Here is a 14,828-nt window from a genome sequence, read left to right as displayed (position 1 = left end):
CAAATCATTCTGAAAGGTTTGAAATAGAGCACATTCGTCGAAACTCTTACAGAGGTGAGAGGAATGATGAAGAGAAGGATGATCGGTACTGGTCTCCTCCTTTTATGTGGGATGATCTTGTTGATCGGAAGATTGGTTCAACTTCAATTAGTGGAAACGGAATCTTACTCAAAACATCACGTGAATTTAATTGAGTCAAGTATTCACCAACGGACTCAATCCTACGTGTTAGATGAAGGAAGGGGAACAATACTGGATCGAAACGGCATACCTATGAGTGAATCGATTCCGGCACTCGTTTTATTTCCTTTTCTAAAAGAAAGAGATTGGCCGATTGAAGAGGTTGCCGCTATTATCAACGTACCTCCTGAGCGTATTGAACGCTCATTTGAAGGGAAAATACAGCCATTTACTTTTGAGAAAACATTAACGATGGAACAAATGAAACAAATAAATGAACAAAGTATTCCCGGGGTTTATGCTGTGAATAAACCGGTAAATGAAAATCCGTTAGCGACTCATGTTATTGGAACTGTAAGGCCAAACCCGGAATTAATTCAGGCGAAATATCCAGAAAAATGGGCTGAGGGTACAATTGATAAAGAGACAAAGGTAGGTATATCGGGTCTTCAGCTTTCTTTTGACCCTTTTTTACTATCTGAAGGGGATACAACGCTTCTTTACCATGCGGATCGTCAGGGGAACCCTCTTCTTGGACTTGATGTAAAATATTTCTCAAATACAGATTCATTCTATCCACTACAATTAAAGACCACATTAGATACAGAAATTCAAAAGAGTCTTGAGAAAGCGGTAGATAACTCAGGTATTACGAATGGGGGCGCTGTTCTCATCGATATCGAGTCGAATAATGTCATTGGCATGGTGAGCCGTCCATTATTTGATTCAGAAGACCCTCTAGGAAAAGGCGCAGAGAATCAAATGGTGAAAGGGTACTTCCCGGGATCTGTATTTAAAACTTTAATTCTTGCAGCTGCATATGAAAGCGGGGTTAAAGAGACGCGACTGTTTAATTGTGACCAAAACTTGTATCGTGATGGCATTGCAAATCGTAAGCTAGGTATGCTTAACCTTAAAGAGAGTTTTGCTAAAAGCTGTAATGCCACCTTCACACAACTTGCTGAAGAGCTGATAAAGACAGATCCCGAAGTCATTGAGAAAACCGCAGAAAAACTTGGAATAGCAACAGCGGTTGGATGGGAAGATAAGCTCTATCATTATGAGAATTTTAAGCAGTTTCCTGATGAGTCTAGCCCGATTTTTTTTAAGGATGAAAAAGATAAGAAGATACGTAAAGCAATCGACCAAACAGCTATTGGTCAATTAAATGTGAAAGTAAGTCCCCTTGCACTCGCTAATATGATGGCCACAATTGGGAGAGGGGGAGAATCGAAAGATGTCAGAGTCGTTAGCGATCTTTTATATCGAAATGGAACAACATTCCTTAGCTTCAAGGAAATAAGTCATGATAAAAAACTTTCGAATAGCGTCATTAAATCTCTGCAAGAATCACTGCGAGAAGTAGTCGTGAGTGGGACGGGTAACACTTTTTTAAGTGATTTACCTTATCAAGTAGCAGGAAAATCGGGTACGGCCGAACTTGGTGAAGACGTGCCGTATGATCATCAGTGGTTTGCTGGATATTTTCCATATGATGATCCACAGTATGCTCTAGTGGTTGTTGATTTCGAACGAAAAGAAGAGCAATACCGTGCATACAAAGCATTTGCTACTATTGTGAAGGATTTACACCAATTTAAAAGATAAAAACGATACAAAAGTCAAGCCTTCTACGAATCATTTAGAGATGGTAAAATAAGAACAACAGCTAAATAGAGGAGTGGATAGGTTTGAGATCACGATATGGGGACCGTCATTCAAAGAGAAAACAAAATATCGTCCTAAATAGTTTAATTGGAATTGTTCTCGCAGTGATACTTGTACTTGTTGCCAACATTGTTTTCACTGGTGACGACTCTCAACAAACAGCAAGTGAAGAACAACAAACCGCACAAACGAATTCGAATGAAAAATCAAATAGTACCAGTGACGATAGCGTTACTTCTGATGAAGCGAAAGATTCAGAGGATAGTGATTCAGAGTCGAATAACGCCACTGATAAAGATAGTACGAAAGAAGAAAATGCTGACGAAGAGAAAGATCAGGATAAAGATAAAGAGGATCAGGATAAAGAAGAGCAAGAAAAGGAAAAGACTGATCAAGAACCAGGCGAACCAAACCTTGAAGGCCCCTGGGAACCTGTAGGTACAACACAGTCAGGCCCCCATACTTCTAGCTATGATCTTGGTTCAGTTGATTGGAATGAAAAGTTAAAAGCTGTTGAATCTGTTATGGGAATGTCTGCAGATGAAATGACGATTTGGAAAATAGGGGGCAACGGCGGACCTCAACAGTCATTTGCACGTGTAAGTAAAGCTGGCTCCGGAAATCAGGTTTATTTCATCGAACTTGAGTGGGTTGATGGAAAGGGTTGGAAACCAGTTAGTGTTAAACCAGAATAGCAAAAAAGCAGGAGCGTACGCTCCTGCTTTTTTATTTAGCTTTAAAATGAACAACAGCAGAATAGTAAGGTCTGCCCGTTTTTTCATGTGTAATGGCGTGATGTTGAACAGAGTGAACCTGTAATAGCAAAGCCCGGTTGTTATCAATCTGGATTTGAATTTTTTTCTCTATTTCTTCAAGTGAAAATCCCTCAAAGAATTCTACTTTATCATCGATCCGTTCAAGCGAAAAACTCATATGTTGCTCCTCCTTAAAATGCGATCCATTAACAGTCTACACATTTTTGTTAAATCATACAAATTGAAATTAAAAAAAGAATATGATAAGTTAGAACCATAATGCATATTATTCATACCTTAATACTATGAATTAAATTTCGGAAAGCGATGTGACAGTAATGGGAAGAGAATTTATTGATTTATTTGAGCGCTGGGCTGATTCGTACGATACAACAGTAGCGGGACAGGATGAAGAATATCGTGACGTTTTTATAGGGTACGATCGAATTTTATCTGCAGTTGCTCAAGCTTCCTCTGGCCACGTATTAGAATTTGGTGTTGGAACAGGGAATTTAACGTCTATTTTACTCAAAGAAGGACTGGACGTAACTGGGGTAGAACCATCTAAAGCAATGAGAGAGAAAGCGAGTGAAAGACTACCTGGCATCACGTTTCATGATGGCGATTTTATGGCTTTTCCAACTCCAACAAAACCTGTGCAAACAATCGTGAGTACCTATGCATTTCACCATCTTACTGATGAAGAGAAAGAGAGCGCCATTCACAAATATAGCCAACTACTGGGGCAAAATGATAAAATTGTATTTGCGGATACAGCATTCAAAGATGAGAATGCTAGAATAAAGATGCATGAGAAAGTGAAAGCAAAAGGATATTACAATTTGCTACAGGACTTGCAAACGGAATATTACACAACCATTCCAGTTTTAGAGGAACTATTTCAAAAAAACGGATTTCGAGTTGTGTTTACTCAGCTAAATGATTTTGTTTGGCTGATGGAAGCCGTTAAAAACTGAACAAGTAAAGGAGTACGTCATGAAGATCGGTATTATTGGAGCAATGGAAGAAGAAGTAAGAATTTTACGTGACCGTCTCGATCACAGAGAAGAACAGGTGATTGCAGGATCTGAGTTCACTACAGGAAGCATTGATGGCCAGGAGGTTGTTCTCTTAAAATCAGGCATTGGTAAGGTGAATGCGGCCATCGGTACAACATTAATGAATCAACTATTTAAACCAGATTATATTCTAAATACAGGCTCTGCAGGTGGATTTAACCCTGAACTAAAAGTAGGCGACATCGTGATTTCTTCAGAAGTTCGCTACCATGATGTGGATGCCACCATTTTTGGTTACGAATATGGTCAGGTTCCACAAATGCCGGCTCTTTATGAACCAAACAGTATGCTTGTAGAAGCGGCTGAGAGAAGTGCCGAGAAAGTAACGGAGCATCAAGTAGTAAAAGGAATGATCGCAACAGGCGATTCATTTATGAATGATGCTGAAAGAGTGGAATATGTCAGGTCCAAGCTTGCCAATCTTGATGCTGCTGAAATGGAAGCAGGAGCAATTGCACAAGTTTGTTATCAATTCGGCACACCGTTTGTTATTATTCGCTCGCTTTCTGACATTGCTGGAAAAGAATCAAATATTTCTTTCGATCAATTTCTTGAAACAGCTTCAATTAATTCGGCAAACTTAATTTTAAATCTAGTGGAGGAGTTGAGTAAAAATGGCTAAAAAAATGAATGTAGAAAGTTTCAATCTTGATCACACAAAAGTAGCCGCCCCATATGTTCGCCTTGTAGGTGTAACAAAGGGACCAAATGGTGATGAAATTTATAAATACGATATTCGCTTTAAGCAACCAAATAAAGCACATATGGAAATGGCAGGTCTTCATTCCATTGAACATTTAATGGCAGAAAATATTCGTAACCATATGGAAAACGTCGTTGATATTGGACCAATGGGATGTCAAACAGGATTTTATTTAGCGGTTCTCAATCACTCAAACTATGACGAAATCCTAGAAGTTCTTGAGAAAACATTGCAGGATGTGCTAAATGCGGATGAAGTACCAGCATGTAATGAAGTGCAATGCGGTTGGGCTGCTAACCATAGTTTAGAAGGAGCAAAAGAAATCGCAGACGAAATGCTAACACATCGTGATGAATGGCATATTGTGTTTGCTCAGTAGAAAGGATTTCATATGATGGAAATCTTTCAAAATATCCATGAGCTCGTCGGCCGTACCCCGGTCATCGAGCTCCATCATTTTGATTTACCCAAGGACGTTCGCCTTTTTGCGAAGCTTGAGTTTTATAATCCAGGAGGCAGCATTAAAGATCGGCTTGGTCAGGAATTATTACAAGAAGCCATTGATCATAACCGAATAGCTCCAGGAGGCACATTTATCGAACCTACTGCAGGTAATACTGGTATTGGCCTTGCTCTTGCAGCGGTAAATCGGGGTTATACTGTCATGTTCGTCGTCCCAGAAAAGTTCAGTATGGAAAAGCAGGATTTAATGCGAGCACTAGGTGCTAAAATCGTAAATACCCCTACTGAAAAAGGGATGAAAGGCGCAATTGCTCGAGCTGAAGAGCTAATTGAGGAAATACCCAATTCATATATGCCACGTCAGTTTGGAAATCCTGCTAATCCTCTTACTTATTATAAAACGCTTGGACCAGAATTGTGGAAGCAGCTTGATGGGGAACTTAACGTTTTTGTAGCTGGGGCAGGTACTGGTGGAACATTTATGGGCACGGCTCGCTATTTAAAGGAGCAGGACCCAACCGTTAAAACCGTCATCGTTGAACCTGAGGGCTCCATTCTAAACGGTGGAGAGTCTGGTCCTCATAAAACGGAAGGGATTGGTATGGAGTTTCTTCCTGAGTACATGGATGCGGCATATTTCGATAGCATTCATACTGTGACAGATGAAGTGGCCTTTAGGCGTGTTAAAGAACTAGCTGAAAAAGAAGGTCTTTTAGTAGGTAGTTCTTCCGGTGCGGCCCTTGAAGCAGCTCTTATTGAAGCACAGCAAGCTCGTCCGGGAACAAATATAGCTACGATCTTTCCGGATAGTAGTGAACGATACTTAAGTAAGAAGATTTATCAGGGAGGCATTTAAGAAATGAAGCCAAAAACAAAACTTATTCATGGTGGGATTACTGGTGATCCGCAAACTGGTGCAGTTTCAGTACCAATCTACCAGGTTAGCACATACAAACAAGAAGCGGTTGGCAAGTTCAACGGCTATGAATATTCTAGAACAGGGAATCCAACGCGTCACGCTCTTGAAGAGCTAATTAAAGACCTTGAAAATGGTTTTGCAGGGTTTGCGTTCGGATCTGGTATGGCAGCCATTTCATCTGTGATGATGATGTTCAATTCTGGAGATCATGTTGTGATGACAGATGATGTTTATGGCGGTACTTATCGCGTGATGACAAAAGTATTAAATCGTCTTGGCATTGAATCTACATTTGTAGATACAACTGACTTAGAAGTTGTAAAAGAGGCGATAAAAGATAATACGAAAGCCATTTACGTTGAAACACCAACGAATCCGCTCTTGAAGGTTACTAATATTCAAGCCATTTCGAAACTTGCAAAAGAAAATAACCTGTTAACGATCGTTGATAACACGTTCAATACACCATATTGGCAGAACCCGATCGATCACGGGGCTGACATCGTGCTTCACTCAGCAACGAAATATTTAGGTGGACATAGTGATGTTGTGGCTGGTCTTGTGGTTGTTAATTCTAAGGAGCTTGCAGAGGAAGTTCATTTTGTTCAAAATTCAGCAGGTGCTATTCTTGGACCACAAGATTCATGGTTACTGATTCGGGGATTGAAAACACTCGGTGTACGGATGGAAGAACACGAGAAAAACACTGCAAAAATCGTTCAATTCCTTAGCAAGCACCCTTCCGTTGAAAAAATCTACTATCCTGGACTAAGCACACATCCTGGAAATGATATTGCAGTGAATCAATCACGTGGATTCGGTGGAATGATTTCCTTTGATATTGGAAGCGCAGAAAAGGCAGATGAGCTATTAAGGAAAGTGAAGTATTTTACGTTAGCGGAAAGTTTAGGGGCGGTAGAAAGCTTGATTTCTGTCCCAGCTCGAATGACGCACGCTTCTATTCCAAAAGATCGACGAGCTGAGCTTGGCATTACAGAAGGTCTCGTTCGTATTTCCGTTGGATTGGAAGATGCAGAAGATCTAATAGAAGATCTTTCAAACGCTTTATCATAACATGAGTAAGCCCATATCTGGATTATCCAGATATGGGCTCTTTTAATCGATTGGAAAGACTTACATCTCTAGTTATGTGGTCATGTATGATAGAATAAAAGCCGAGAGAGGTGAGCGCTATGAAGCAACTTCAAGACAAAATGACAGATTATAAACGTTTTGCGTTTGTATTGCTTAGTCTTAGTGTTTTCTTATATATCGGTTCTTTTCTTCCTGTTGAAGGGAAGACAGACGGTGCAACCCTTATTTTAACGGGTGGCGGATTTCTATTAGTGGGAATTGCTATTTTCTTTTATTCCCGTGCCATTGCTATACAGAAAAAAATTAATGAGCAAAATATCAACTCTTAATGTATAAATGAATCGCAGCAAGCCGTTTCCAAATTGGGAAGCGGCTTTTGTTATTCTTAGATTCTACCTAGTAAGATTAGTACGTCATAATTTCTTTCAAACGCCCCTGCCACTTCTCGTCGTCAAGAATAATTTGGAACGAGATACGTCTGTTTTTCTCATAGGCTTCTTTACTGTCTTCTTCGACAATCGGCTTGTATTCTGAATATCCAGTTGCAGCTAAATACTTTGCGTATTCAGGTGAATTGAGCTTTGGATTCGCCTTCATCAGTTCTTTCACAACGGCTACAGACCGATCAGCAGAAAGTTTCCAATTATCATAAGGAACTTTGTCAGTGTGCCCTTCTATTAAGATGATATAGAGATATTGACTAATATCTTCTTCATCGATTAAATTTGCAAAAACATCCGCTAGATCGTTTAAAACTTTTTTACCCTTAGGGCTAATTTCAGCGCTTCCTGTATCGAATAAAATATCTCCTTCCACAGAAATCGTATTATTTGGCCCACGAACAACTTTGTCTTTTCCAACATTTTCTTCTAATTGTTTCTCAATTAAATCACTAATGTGTTTTTTTACGTCAGCTACTTTCGCAAGTTCTTGTTTCATAACGGTTTGATCGTAGGCGTCGTAGATCATTTGAACGAAAGCGATAATCGCAATAAAAAGCATAACAAGAACGATCATCGCCATCATATCTGCAAAACTGGGCCAATAGTGTTCTTCATCACCCTGAATTTGAAATCGTCTTTTTCTATTTTTCATCGATTGTCACCAATCATTCTTGATTGAATCGGCTGCTGTGTCATCGATTGGCGACGCATTTGTTCTTCATAAAGCCGTAACTGTAGCTGATGTGACTCTGCTAGCTGATGTTGAATATCTTTCAATTCTCGAGCTAGCCCCTGATAAAGGGAATCAAGGCTGTTTGATAAGGCTCTTAATTCATGCTGAAGCGGTTGATCACGCTGATCTCGTTCCATTCGATGAATAATGGGTTCAAGGGCTTCACGTTTAATTTTATCGAGAGAACTGTACCATGCCTTCTCAAGCTGGGATACGGAATCAGCAAACTCTTGAGATGCTCTTCCATATTGATTCTGCTTATCCTGGTAGCGGTAATACCATTCGTCCTGCATTTGATGAACACGCCGCTCAAGCTCCTCTTGTGAGCCTTGAAAGCGCTGCATTTGCTCATCTAATCCTCTCAAATAATGCTGACCCGTCTCTTCTGATTTTTTCTGGGTATCTTTGATTAATTGATCGGAACGTTGAACGAGCTGCTCGAATTTACGCTGTCCTGCTTCATGATGCTTTGACAAAGACTGTAGCTGGCTTTCAAGTGCTTTTAGGCGATTGCCAAGTTCAATAATCCCATTCGTTGTTTTTTCTTGTACGGTATCAAGTTGTGTAAATGAATCTTGAAGTTTGGCACTAAAGGCTTCTAAAGTGGTCGTGCTATTTGAGAATTGTTCCGTAAATTCGCGTTGCGATAATAATGTTGCTTGAACGTCCTGCATGGCCTTTTCTAATCCAGAAGTAAACTGTACCATGCTCGTTGAAAAGTCTCCCAGCGTTTCGTGAAAACTTTCTTGAATTCTTCCTGCTAAACGATCTAAAATTCGTTCCATTTCATCATGCGGTTTTTCCTGCGTTAAGCTCGCATTCAAATTATGATCAAGAAGCGACTCACAATCTGATATGATCTTTTCTAAATAATAAGCTGTCGTGCGTCCATTCGTTAACACTCCGTTTTGTATCAGCGTTAAAAAAAGAGCATTTCCAATACCAGCTATGCTCGTAATAAAAGCAACGCTCATCCCTTGAAAAGGACTAGAAATGGCTTCAATGACAGAAGCAAGATTTAAGTTAGCATCTTCAGGCTTTTGTGAAAGAAACATCAGCGTTTCTTGCATGGATGATATGGCGAGGGTGAGTCCTATAAATGTTCCTAAAATTCCAATGATGATGGAAGTAGGAGGGAGCTGTTGCATAAAGCGCATCATACCTCCTGCAGGAACACGGGCAAATCCAAACAAAGGAACTGATTCTTTGAAGAAATGTTTTTCAATCAGAGCTTGGGTATTAACTTGCGAGACGCCCGCTAGATGGTAAGCTTTGTATTCCTTGATGACATTTTGAATCCATGTGGCAGTATAAGCAGTGGAATCACTTTGTATTTCTGCATTTTCAATATCTCTTAGCCATTTTTTCATTTGAAAACTAATTTGAATTGTAGCCGTTACCCCAAACACAGCAAGGAATCCAATGATAAAGAGGACGATTGTTGTTACGTTCAGCATATGTTCACCTCCACTTTGTATATATGTATGTCCTCTTTACCAGAACTTTCATGCTTTCTATGGAAAAACAAAAGGGAAGAACTGTAGCGGAAATTGTCGAAACTATTCTTTTTTATAAAAAATTTAGGTAATTTAGTAAAAAAGGTTTACAAAAAAGGAAGTGATGGATATACTTACCTTTGTAAACAATTATGAAAAAAGGAGGTCGAACAGAATGATGAAGATTTCAAAAGTAAAAGCTGCTGTAACTAAATATGAATATTCTGTTCGACCAGCGCCTCATTAAGAGGAATCCTTTTTTACTAACGGATTGAAAAACCGCAGGTCGTTGCCTGCGGTTTTTCTATGTCTTTTTTGGCCGCAGGCTCATACCCTGCGGTTTTTTGTGTCCAAATTTTGAGAGGAGGAAGAAGCATGATAAGCAAGAACCTGTTGATGGTACCGGTTGAGAAAAGGAGAAAGTGGGTCCCCTGAAATAAATGAATTTGAAAGGAGGTCGTTAACATGTTGCCATTCCATCTAATGATCATAACAAAAATGAAAAGCGTTTTTGATCGAAGTTTATCATCTGAACTTCATCAGCGCTCCATTCACCAACACATCTCAGAAGCTGAAGCAAAACGAGACCGAGCTTCGATGTGGTTATCCTAATTCCCAATAATAAGGAGAAATGATCATGTTAACGATTAATTTAGTATTTGTCACGATTGGTATACGCGTTCATGAGCGAACGATAGAAGAAGAAAAACGTTACTTGGAAGTAAGAAGAAAAATGGATCAGGTTCACGAAAAACAATTCTGGATGTTCTAATAACGTAATGAAAGGGAGAGAAAAGATGAGATACGCCTTAAGAAAATGCGCTATTCAAAAATGGATTACGGTAGAGAAAGGATTGACCTGAAACAAACAATGAAGAAAGGAGTGGATAAGAATGACTGTAAACTTAGTATTTGTCACCATTACTGTCTCGATCAATCGTTATCGGCAAACGCTTGATCATGCATTAGACTATAAAAGAAGACAGGATTTAATTGAAGACAACCGATACAAGCAAAGCTTCTATATCCATTATTAATTTCCAAAGGCAGGAGCTGTTCCTGCCTTTTTTGTTATGAACCAACGTCAATGGTAAGAAAATGAGATAAATCGCTAATGAATTCTTTATGCATTTTAATGTATTGTATGAAATGTATTCTTTCGATTCACAATAGGAAAGTACATATCTGAAAACAGTTTTAAAAAGAATCGAAAGGGTATTGATTACTAGCCCTTAATGTATAAAAATATAAGTTGTGGTATTTCAAAGGAGTGATTGAGGATGAGAGAGATGCAAAAAGAAATCATTCAAGAACTTGGTGTGCAACCAACAATTGATGTGAAAGAAGAAGTGACGAAAAGAGTTGGATTCTTAAAGGAATATCTAAAGAAGAGTGGGACGACAGGGTTTGTTTTGGGCATTTCTGGAGGACAAGATTCATCACTTGCTGGCAGGTTCGCTCAGATGGCTGTTGAAGAGCTAAGGGAGGAAGGAACAGATGCTTCCTTCATTGCCGTCAGATTACCCTACGGAGAACAAAAAGATGAAGACGATGCTCAAGCTGCTTTGAAATTTATTAAACCAGATCAAACGGTTACGATCAATATCAAACCTGCTGTAGATGCATCCGTTTCATCCTATCTTGAAGCAACGGGAAATGACTTAACGGATTTTACAAAAGGCAATAATAAAGCAAGAGAACGAATGATTGCTCAATACAATATTGCTGGGGATGAGAAAAAGCTGGTGATAGGAACCGACCATGCTGCTGAAGCCGTAACAGGTTTCTACACGAAGCATGGTGACGGCGCCTGTGATATTACCCCGCTATTCGGTTTAAATAAACGTCAAGGTAGAGCAATTCTTGAAGACATCGGAATGCCTGATCATCTTGTTGAAAAAGTACCTACAGCTGACCTTGAAGATGACCGACCTGCTCTTCCAGACGAAGAAGCACTAGGAGTAAGTTATAAGCACATTGATGATTATTTGGAAGGTCAAGAAGTACCTGAAGAAGCAGCAAGAACCATCGAAAATCATTTTAGCAAAACAAAACATAAGCGCAATATGGCAGCTACCATTTTTGATAACTGGTGGAAATAAGATTGGAACGAGACCTGAATAAGGTCTCTTTTTTTTGCGTATGAATAGAGCGAACGAGTCATATTTATCATAAAGGAGTTTCGCTCATGAGAGAAGATGACGCTGTACTTCATTCAATCGTACGCAAACTACAGCAGAGGTCTAACATTAATGTATCCATTCACATAACCGATCGATTCCCAGGTGAACGGTTAATAGGAGGGAAATATTCGTTAGAAACGAACAAGATTACCATTTATTTAGAGGAGATAAAGAAGCAATGTGTTCTTTTATTCGGTTCAGATGATTATTTGTTTGAATACTTTACTGTTATTGTGGCGCACGAACTAGGGCACGCCGCTGATAAGACCCTTGCTGTTTTAGCAAAACAAAGGGCAAATGCATTGTCTCCAAATAAAAAAAAGCAAATCTCACTAAAAATAGAAGACAATGCTTGGAGGTTCGCAAAGAAGCTGTTACCAGAGCTAACACCTATCCTGTCGACTGTAAGAGTGAAGTCCATGGAGCTTTACGTAGGAGAAGGGCATAAATGAGCCGGAAGTCTATAAAATTTATTCGCTTTTAGAAAATATATACAAAGTCGACTTCCCTTGTTAAAATAATTAAAAATCATGAATCTAGCCAAGTAAAGGTGTGACGATCATGAAGGTAATCAAATCGTATTACCCGAGAGTAAAAGCCATTGAATTATTCATGGTTCTCGTTTATGGCATTGTCGTTTCTTTTGGTACCTTACTGATGTGGATCAAAGGTGATTTATCATTCGAACGTTGGCAAACCTTCATGTTGATTGGCTTCATTTATGTGTCGTTTTGTATATTTCTTAGCTTGTGCATTCGAACACAGCGAATTGAATTAACCGAGTATCGTATAGAACATAAAGTACTAGGATTGAGTCGTCGAAGTGTGGCTTTTTCTTCTGTAAAAAAAGTAATGTTTGGGAAAGTAAACGGTTCACCAGTAGTTGCGATTATTAATGGGAATACGCGTAAACCGATCTTTGTTCCTTATATACCGTTCGAAAACGATTGGGAAGAAATTACGTCATTTATTAAAGAGCGAAATCAAAAGGTTATTATTACTATTTAAAGAAGCGCCATTCAGGCGCTTCTTTATTCTTTCAATAACTCATTAAGACATGGCAGGTTCAAGGGCAACAGCAGGACCGAAAAATTCAAAATGCATATTCTTTTCTTCAACACCCAGACTTGTTAAGGCAACTTTTACAGCTTTCATAAACGGAAGGGGTCCACAGAAATAATACTCTGATTCTGTTTCAAGTGGTAATACTTCTTTTAGCCATTCGGTTGTGATGAATCCTTGTTTATCAAAGATTTTCTTATCGTTATCATTGTTTGTAGGTGCTTCGTAACAGACATAATATTTAAGAGAAGGGTGCTCTAGAGAAAGAACTTCATTGTGAAAAGCATGAACATCTCCATTTCTTGCTGCATGAATAAATGTCGTCTTTCTATGTTGAAGCGCACTGCTCTTTAGCATACTAAGCATCGGCGTAATTCCTACCCCTCCACTTAAGAGAACAATTGGCGATGATCCCTCTTCTAAATAAAAGTCTCCTGCTGGGGCAGTTATGCTAAGCTTATCATTTACCTCTACGTAATCATGCAAATAATTTGAGACAATACCATCAGGATTGGACGTGCCCACTTCTTTTTTTACTGAAATTCTGTAATAAGGTTTTCCAGGTACATCTGAGAGGCTATATTGGCGAATGTGGGTGAATTCATCTCCTGGGATGCTGACTTTTACGCTAATGTATTGCCCGGATTTAAATGATGCAAGTGGTTTTCCGTCAAGTGGTTTTAAGTAAAAAGATGTGATAATGTCACTTTCTTGTTCCTTACGATCGACAACGAAAACACGTTCCAGCTCCCACCCGCCAGGCTGTTTGAGAGCATCTTCGTACATTTCTTTCTCCACGTCTATGAAAACGCTAGCAATAACCCCGTATGCTTCTTCCCATGCCTGAAGAATTTCTTCAGTAGCATCATCTTTTAGAACATCTTTAATGGCTTTTAATAAATATTCACCAACAATTGGGTAATGTTCCGGTAGCACACCAAGGCTTCTATGTTTATGAGCCACCTGTTTTACAACTGGTAAAATAGCTTCTAATTGATCAATGTTTTTAGCGGCAGCATAAACTGCGTTCGCGAGAGCCTGCTGCTGCTTTCCTTGTTTTTGGTTGGCATGATTGAAAATGTTTAACAGTTCAGGATGGTTGTTGAAAAGCATAGTATAAAAGCGTTTTGTAATCTCAGTTCCATGGATTTCAAGTACAGGCACAGTGGACTTAATTGTTGCAATCGTATGGGATGATAACATGGAAATAACCTCCGTTTTAAAGATGCATTTTAAATATATCTTTATGTTATCGCTTCCTTAACTTAAAAGCAATATATAAAATGCATCTTTAATAAAATGTTCACATCTTACCAAAGCATGAAGGAAAGTGGAGTTTCTCAAGATGTGATAAAATAGACCTATGAACATTGGAGCGAAAAGAGGTTGAATAGCCGTGCGTTTAACAAATTATACGGATTACTCTTTAAGAATGCTGATTTACCTTGGGAGTATGAAAAAAAATAACTTGGCAAGCATTCAAGAAATTGCAGATGCTTATCAAATTTCAAAAAATCATTTAATGAAAGTAGCACATGAGCTCGGAAAAAAAGGTTATATAGAAACGGTTAGAGGAAGAAACGGGGGGTTAAGATTAGCCCGAATTCCTGAAAAAATCAATGTCGGAGAAGTGGTAAGAAGTACGGAGGAAGATTTTAATTTAGTGGAGTGTTTTGATAAAGAAAACAATTCATGCGTCATTAGTCCAGCATGTCGACTAAAGCACGTACTTCATACGGCTTTGTCTGCTTATTTTGAGGTTTTGGATCAGTATCAATTAGCTGATCTCATCGTCAATGATGAAACCCTTAGACAACTATTTGAGAGGAACCAATAGGGGAGCATTTTGAATACACTGTTTTAAGAGGAGTGTGGCAGTGTATGGAATGGTTTGAGCTAACGGGAGTCGGAGGAGTGGTTGCAGTTCTTGCGATAATCAGGATGAAGTATGGGCGGTATTCTACCCATCATCGCTATTTACGTGAGGAGTATATGTCTGAGAAATGGGCAAGAGATAAGAAGAGAGATCAGAACGAGTGACTAGACGTTT

20 protein-coding genes are annotated in these 14,828 nt (G+C 39.1%); 16 read left to right on the top strand and 4 right to left on the bottom strand.

The window, feature by feature from the left end; genetic code table 11:
• Positions 1–66: 66 nt before the first annotated feature.
• Together PQ511_RS05365 and PQ511_RS05360 are read left to right on the top strand one after the other, a co-directional pair.
• A complete protein-coding gene (locus PQ511_RS05365) occupies positions 67–1,788 on the top strand; it encodes a peptidoglycan D,D-transpeptidase FtsI family protein (RefSeq protein WP_273850891.1) in 1,722 nt (573 codons plus the stop codon).
• An 83-nt stretch (positions 1,789–1,871) separates the two neighbouring features.
• On the top strand, positions 1,872–2,543 hold the full coding sequence (locus PQ511_RS05360; RefSeq protein WP_273850890.1) for a YrrS family protein: 672 nt from the start codon (positions 1,872–1,874) through the stop codon (positions 2,541–2,543).
• 31 nt (positions 2,544–2,574) lie between these two features.
• Here the strand turns inward: PQ511_RS05360 and PQ511_RS05355 are convergent, their stop codons facing one another.
• Positions 2,575–2,781, bottom strand: coding sequence for a YrzA family protein (locus PQ511_RS05355; RefSeq protein WP_224593512.1), 207 nt, complete (start codon positions 2,779–2,781; stop codon positions 2,575–2,577).
• A gap of 160 nt (positions 2,782–2,941) precedes the next feature.
• On the opposite strand from PQ511_RS05355, the gene PQ511_RS05350 reads away from it, so the two are divergent.
• The 6 genes from PQ511_RS05350 (at position 2,942) to PQ511_RS05325 (ending at position 7,190) form a co-directional block, all read left to right on the top strand.
• Positions 2,942–3,580, top strand: a complete 639-nt coding sequence (locus tag PQ511_RS05350; RefSeq protein WP_273850889.1) for a class I SAM-dependent DNA methyltransferase — start codon at positions 2,942–2,944, stop codon at positions 3,578–3,580.
• 19 nt (positions 3,581–3,599) lie between these two features.
• Positions 3,600–4,304, top strand: coding sequence for a 5'-methylthioadenosine/S-adenosylhomocysteine nucleosidase (gene mtnN, locus PQ511_RS05345; protein WP_273850888.1), 705 nt, complete (start codon positions 3,600–3,602; stop codon positions 4,302–4,304).
• Positions 4,297–4,764, top strand: coding sequence for an S-ribosylhomocysteine lyase (locus PQ511_RS05340; protein ID WP_273850887.1), 468 nt, complete (start codon positions 4,297–4,299; stop codon positions 4,762–4,764). Before mtnN ends, PQ511_RS05340 begins: the two co-directional genes overlap by 8 nt.
• 15 nt (positions 4,765–4,779) lie before the next feature.
• Entirely contained in the window at positions 4,780–5,703 is a 924-nt protein-coding gene (locus PQ511_RS05335) for a PLP-dependent cysteine synthase family protein (protein ID WP_273850886.1), read from the top strand.
• A gap of 3 nt (positions 5,704–5,706) precedes the next feature.
• Positions 5,707–6,840, top strand: coding sequence for a bifunctional cystathionine gamma-lyase/homocysteine desulfhydrase (locus PQ511_RS05330; RefSeq protein ID WP_273850885.1), 1,134 nt, complete (start codon positions 5,707–5,709; stop codon positions 6,838–6,840).
• A gap of 119 nt (positions 6,841–6,959) precedes the next feature.
• Positions 6,960–7,190, top strand: coding sequence for a YrhC family protein (locus tag PQ511_RS05325; RefSeq protein WP_273850884.1), 231 nt, complete (start codon positions 6,960–6,962; stop codon positions 7,188–7,190).
• A gap of 76 nt (positions 7,191–7,266) precedes the next feature.
• Here PQ511_RS05325 and PQ511_RS05320 read toward each other — a convergent pair whose 3' ends face one another.
• Positions 7,267–7,956, bottom strand: coding sequence for an OmpA/MotB family protein (locus PQ511_RS05320; protein ID WP_273850883.1), 690 nt, complete (start codon positions 7,954–7,956; stop codon positions 7,267–7,269).
• Entirely contained in the window at positions 7,953–9,494 is a 1,542-nt protein-coding gene (locus PQ511_RS05315) for a hypothetical protein (protein ID WP_273850882.1), read from the bottom strand. The genes PQ511_RS05320 and PQ511_RS05315 overlap by 4 nt, the downstream gene beginning before the upstream one ends.
• Positions 9,495–9,998: 504 nt before the next feature.
• Between PQ511_RS05315 and PQ511_RS05310 the strand changes: the two genes are divergently transcribed.
• From PQ511_RS05310 to PQ511_RS05285, 6 genes are all read left to right on the top strand, one after another.
• Positions 9,999–10,145: a hypothetical protein gene (locus tag PQ511_RS05310; RefSeq protein WP_224593534.1), complete on the top strand. Its 147-nt coding sequence runs from the start codon at positions 9,999–10,001 to the stop codon at positions 10,143–10,145.
• A 25-nt stretch (positions 10,146–10,170) separates the two neighbouring features.
• Positions 10,171–10,305 carry a hypothetical protein gene (locus PQ511_RS05305; protein WP_273850881.1) on the top strand — a complete coding sequence of 45 codons (135 nt, stop codon included), beginning with the start codon at positions 10,171–10,173 and terminating at the stop codon, positions 10,303–10,305.
• A 121-nt stretch (positions 10,306–10,426) separates the two neighbouring features.
• Positions 10,427–10,570, top strand: a complete 144-nt coding sequence (locus PQ511_RS05300) for a hypothetical protein (protein WP_273850880.1) — start codon at positions 10,427–10,429, stop codon at positions 10,568–10,570.
• Positions 10,571–10,822: 252 nt separating this feature from the next.
• Positions 10,823–11,635, top strand: coding sequence for an NAD(+) synthase (nadE, locus tag PQ511_RS05295; protein ID WP_273851138.1), 813 nt, complete (start codon positions 10,823–10,825; stop codon positions 11,633–11,635).
• An 86-nt stretch (positions 11,636–11,721) separates the two neighbouring features.
• The gene (locus tag PQ511_RS05290) at positions 11,722–12,168 is read left to right on the top strand and encodes a hypothetical protein (protein ID WP_273850879.1); all 447 of its coding nucleotides are present in this window, start codon (positions 11,722–11,724) and stop codon (positions 12,166–12,168) included.
• A gap of 109 nt (positions 12,169–12,277) precedes the next feature.
• Entirely contained in the window at positions 12,278–12,724 is a 447-nt protein-coding gene (locus PQ511_RS05285; protein ID WP_273850878.1) for a hypothetical protein, read from the top strand.
• 42 nt (positions 12,725–12,766) lie between these two features.
• Here the strand turns inward: PQ511_RS05285 and hmpA are convergent, their stop codons facing one another.
• Positions 12,767–13,981 (bottom strand): NO-inducible flavohemoprotein, encoded by a 1,215-nt coding sequence (gene hmpA, locus PQ511_RS05280; RefSeq protein ID WP_273850877.1) that lies wholly within the window; start codon positions 13,979–13,981, stop codon positions 12,767–12,769.
• Between the two features lie 193 nt (positions 13,982–14,174).
• On the opposite strand from hmpA, the gene PQ511_RS05275 reads away from it, so the two are divergent.
• Together PQ511_RS05275 and PQ511_RS05270 are read left to right on the top strand one after the other, a co-directional pair.
• A complete protein-coding gene (locus tag PQ511_RS05275; protein ID WP_273850876.1) occupies positions 14,175–14,615 on the top strand; it encodes an Rrf2 family transcriptional regulator in 441 nt (146 codons plus the stop codon).
• 44 nt (positions 14,616–14,659) lie between these two features.
• Entirely contained in the window at positions 14,660–14,818 is a 159-nt protein-coding gene (locus PQ511_RS05270) for a hypothetical protein (protein ID WP_273850875.1), read from the top strand.
• Positions 14,819–14,828 lie beyond the last annotated feature (10 nt).

The sequence above is a fragment of the Guptibacillus spartinae genome, from assembly GCF_028610625.1.
Lineage (GTDB): Bacteria > Bacillota > Bacilli > Bacillales > Guptibacillaceae > Guptibacillus > Guptibacillus spartinae.
The sequence above is the reverse complement of the archived record's forward strand: the minus strand, read 5'-3'. Positions and strand labels throughout refer to the sequence as shown.

Coding starts and splice junctions, on each gene's coding strand:
- PQ511_RS05340 (WP_273850887.1), top strand. CDS start 4,297: ATGGCTAAAAAAATGAATGTAGAAAGTTTCAATCTTGATCACACAAAA.
- PQ511_RS05290 (WP_273850879.1), top strand. CDS start 11,722: ATGAGAGAAGATGACGCTGTACTTCATTCAATCGTACGCAAACTACAG.
- PQ511_RS05310 (WP_224593534.1), top strand. CDS start 9,999: ATGTTGCCATTCCATCTAATGATCATAACAAAAATGAAAAGCGTTTTT.
- PQ511_RS05320 (WP_273850883.1), bottom strand. CDS start 7,956: ATGAAAAATAGAAAAAGACGATTTCAAATTCAGGGTGATGAAGAACAC.
- PQ511_RS05330 (WP_273850885.1), top strand. CDS start 5,707: ATGAAGCCAAAAACAAAACTTATTCATGGTGGGATTACTGGTGATCCG.
- PQ511_RS05285 (WP_273850878.1), top strand. CDS start 12,278: ATGAAGGTAATCAAATCGTATTACCCGAGAGTAAAAGCCATTGAATTA.
- PQ511_RS05325 (WP_273850884.1), top strand. CDS start 6,960: ATGAAGCAACTTCAAGACAAAATGACAGATTATAAACGTTTTGCGTTT.
- hmpA (WP_273850877.1), bottom strand. CDS start 13,981: ATGTTATCATCCCATACGATTGCAACAATTAAGTCCACTGTGCCTGTA.
- PQ511_RS05365 (WP_273850891.1), top strand. CDS start 67: ATGAAGAGAAGGATGATCGGTACTGGTCTCCTCCTTTTATGTGGGATG.
- PQ511_RS05270 (WP_273850875.1), top strand. CDS start 14,660: ATGGAATGGTTTGAGCTAACGGGAGTCGGAGGAGTGGTTGCAGTTCTT.
- PQ511_RS05350 (WP_273850889.1), top strand. CDS start 2,942: ATGGGAAGAGAATTTATTGATTTATTTGAGCGCTGGGCTGATTCGTAC.
- PQ511_RS05315 (WP_273850882.1), bottom strand. CDS start 9,494: ATGCTGAACGTAACAACAATCGTCCTCTTTATCATTGGATTCCTTGCT.
- PQ511_RS05305 (WP_273850881.1), top strand. CDS start 10,171: ATGTTAACGATTAATTTAGTATTTGTCACGATTGGTATACGCGTTCAT.
- nadE (WP_273851138.1), top strand. CDS start 10,823: ATGCAAAAAGAAATCATTCAAGAACTTGGTGTGCAACCAACAATTGAT.
- mtnN (WP_273850888.1), top strand. CDS start 3,600: ATGAAGATCGGTATTATTGGAGCAATGGAAGAAGAAGTAAGAATTTTA.
- PQ511_RS05355 (WP_224593512.1), bottom strand. CDS start 2,781: ATGAGTTTTTCGCTTGAACGGATCGATGATAAAGTAGAATTCTTTGAG.
- PQ511_RS05335 (WP_273850886.1), top strand. CDS start 4,780: ATGGAAATCTTTCAAAATATCCATGAGCTCGTCGGCCGTACCCCGGTC.
- PQ511_RS05300 (WP_273850880.1), top strand. CDS start 10,427: ATGACTGTAAACTTAGTATTTGTCACCATTACTGTCTCGATCAATCGT.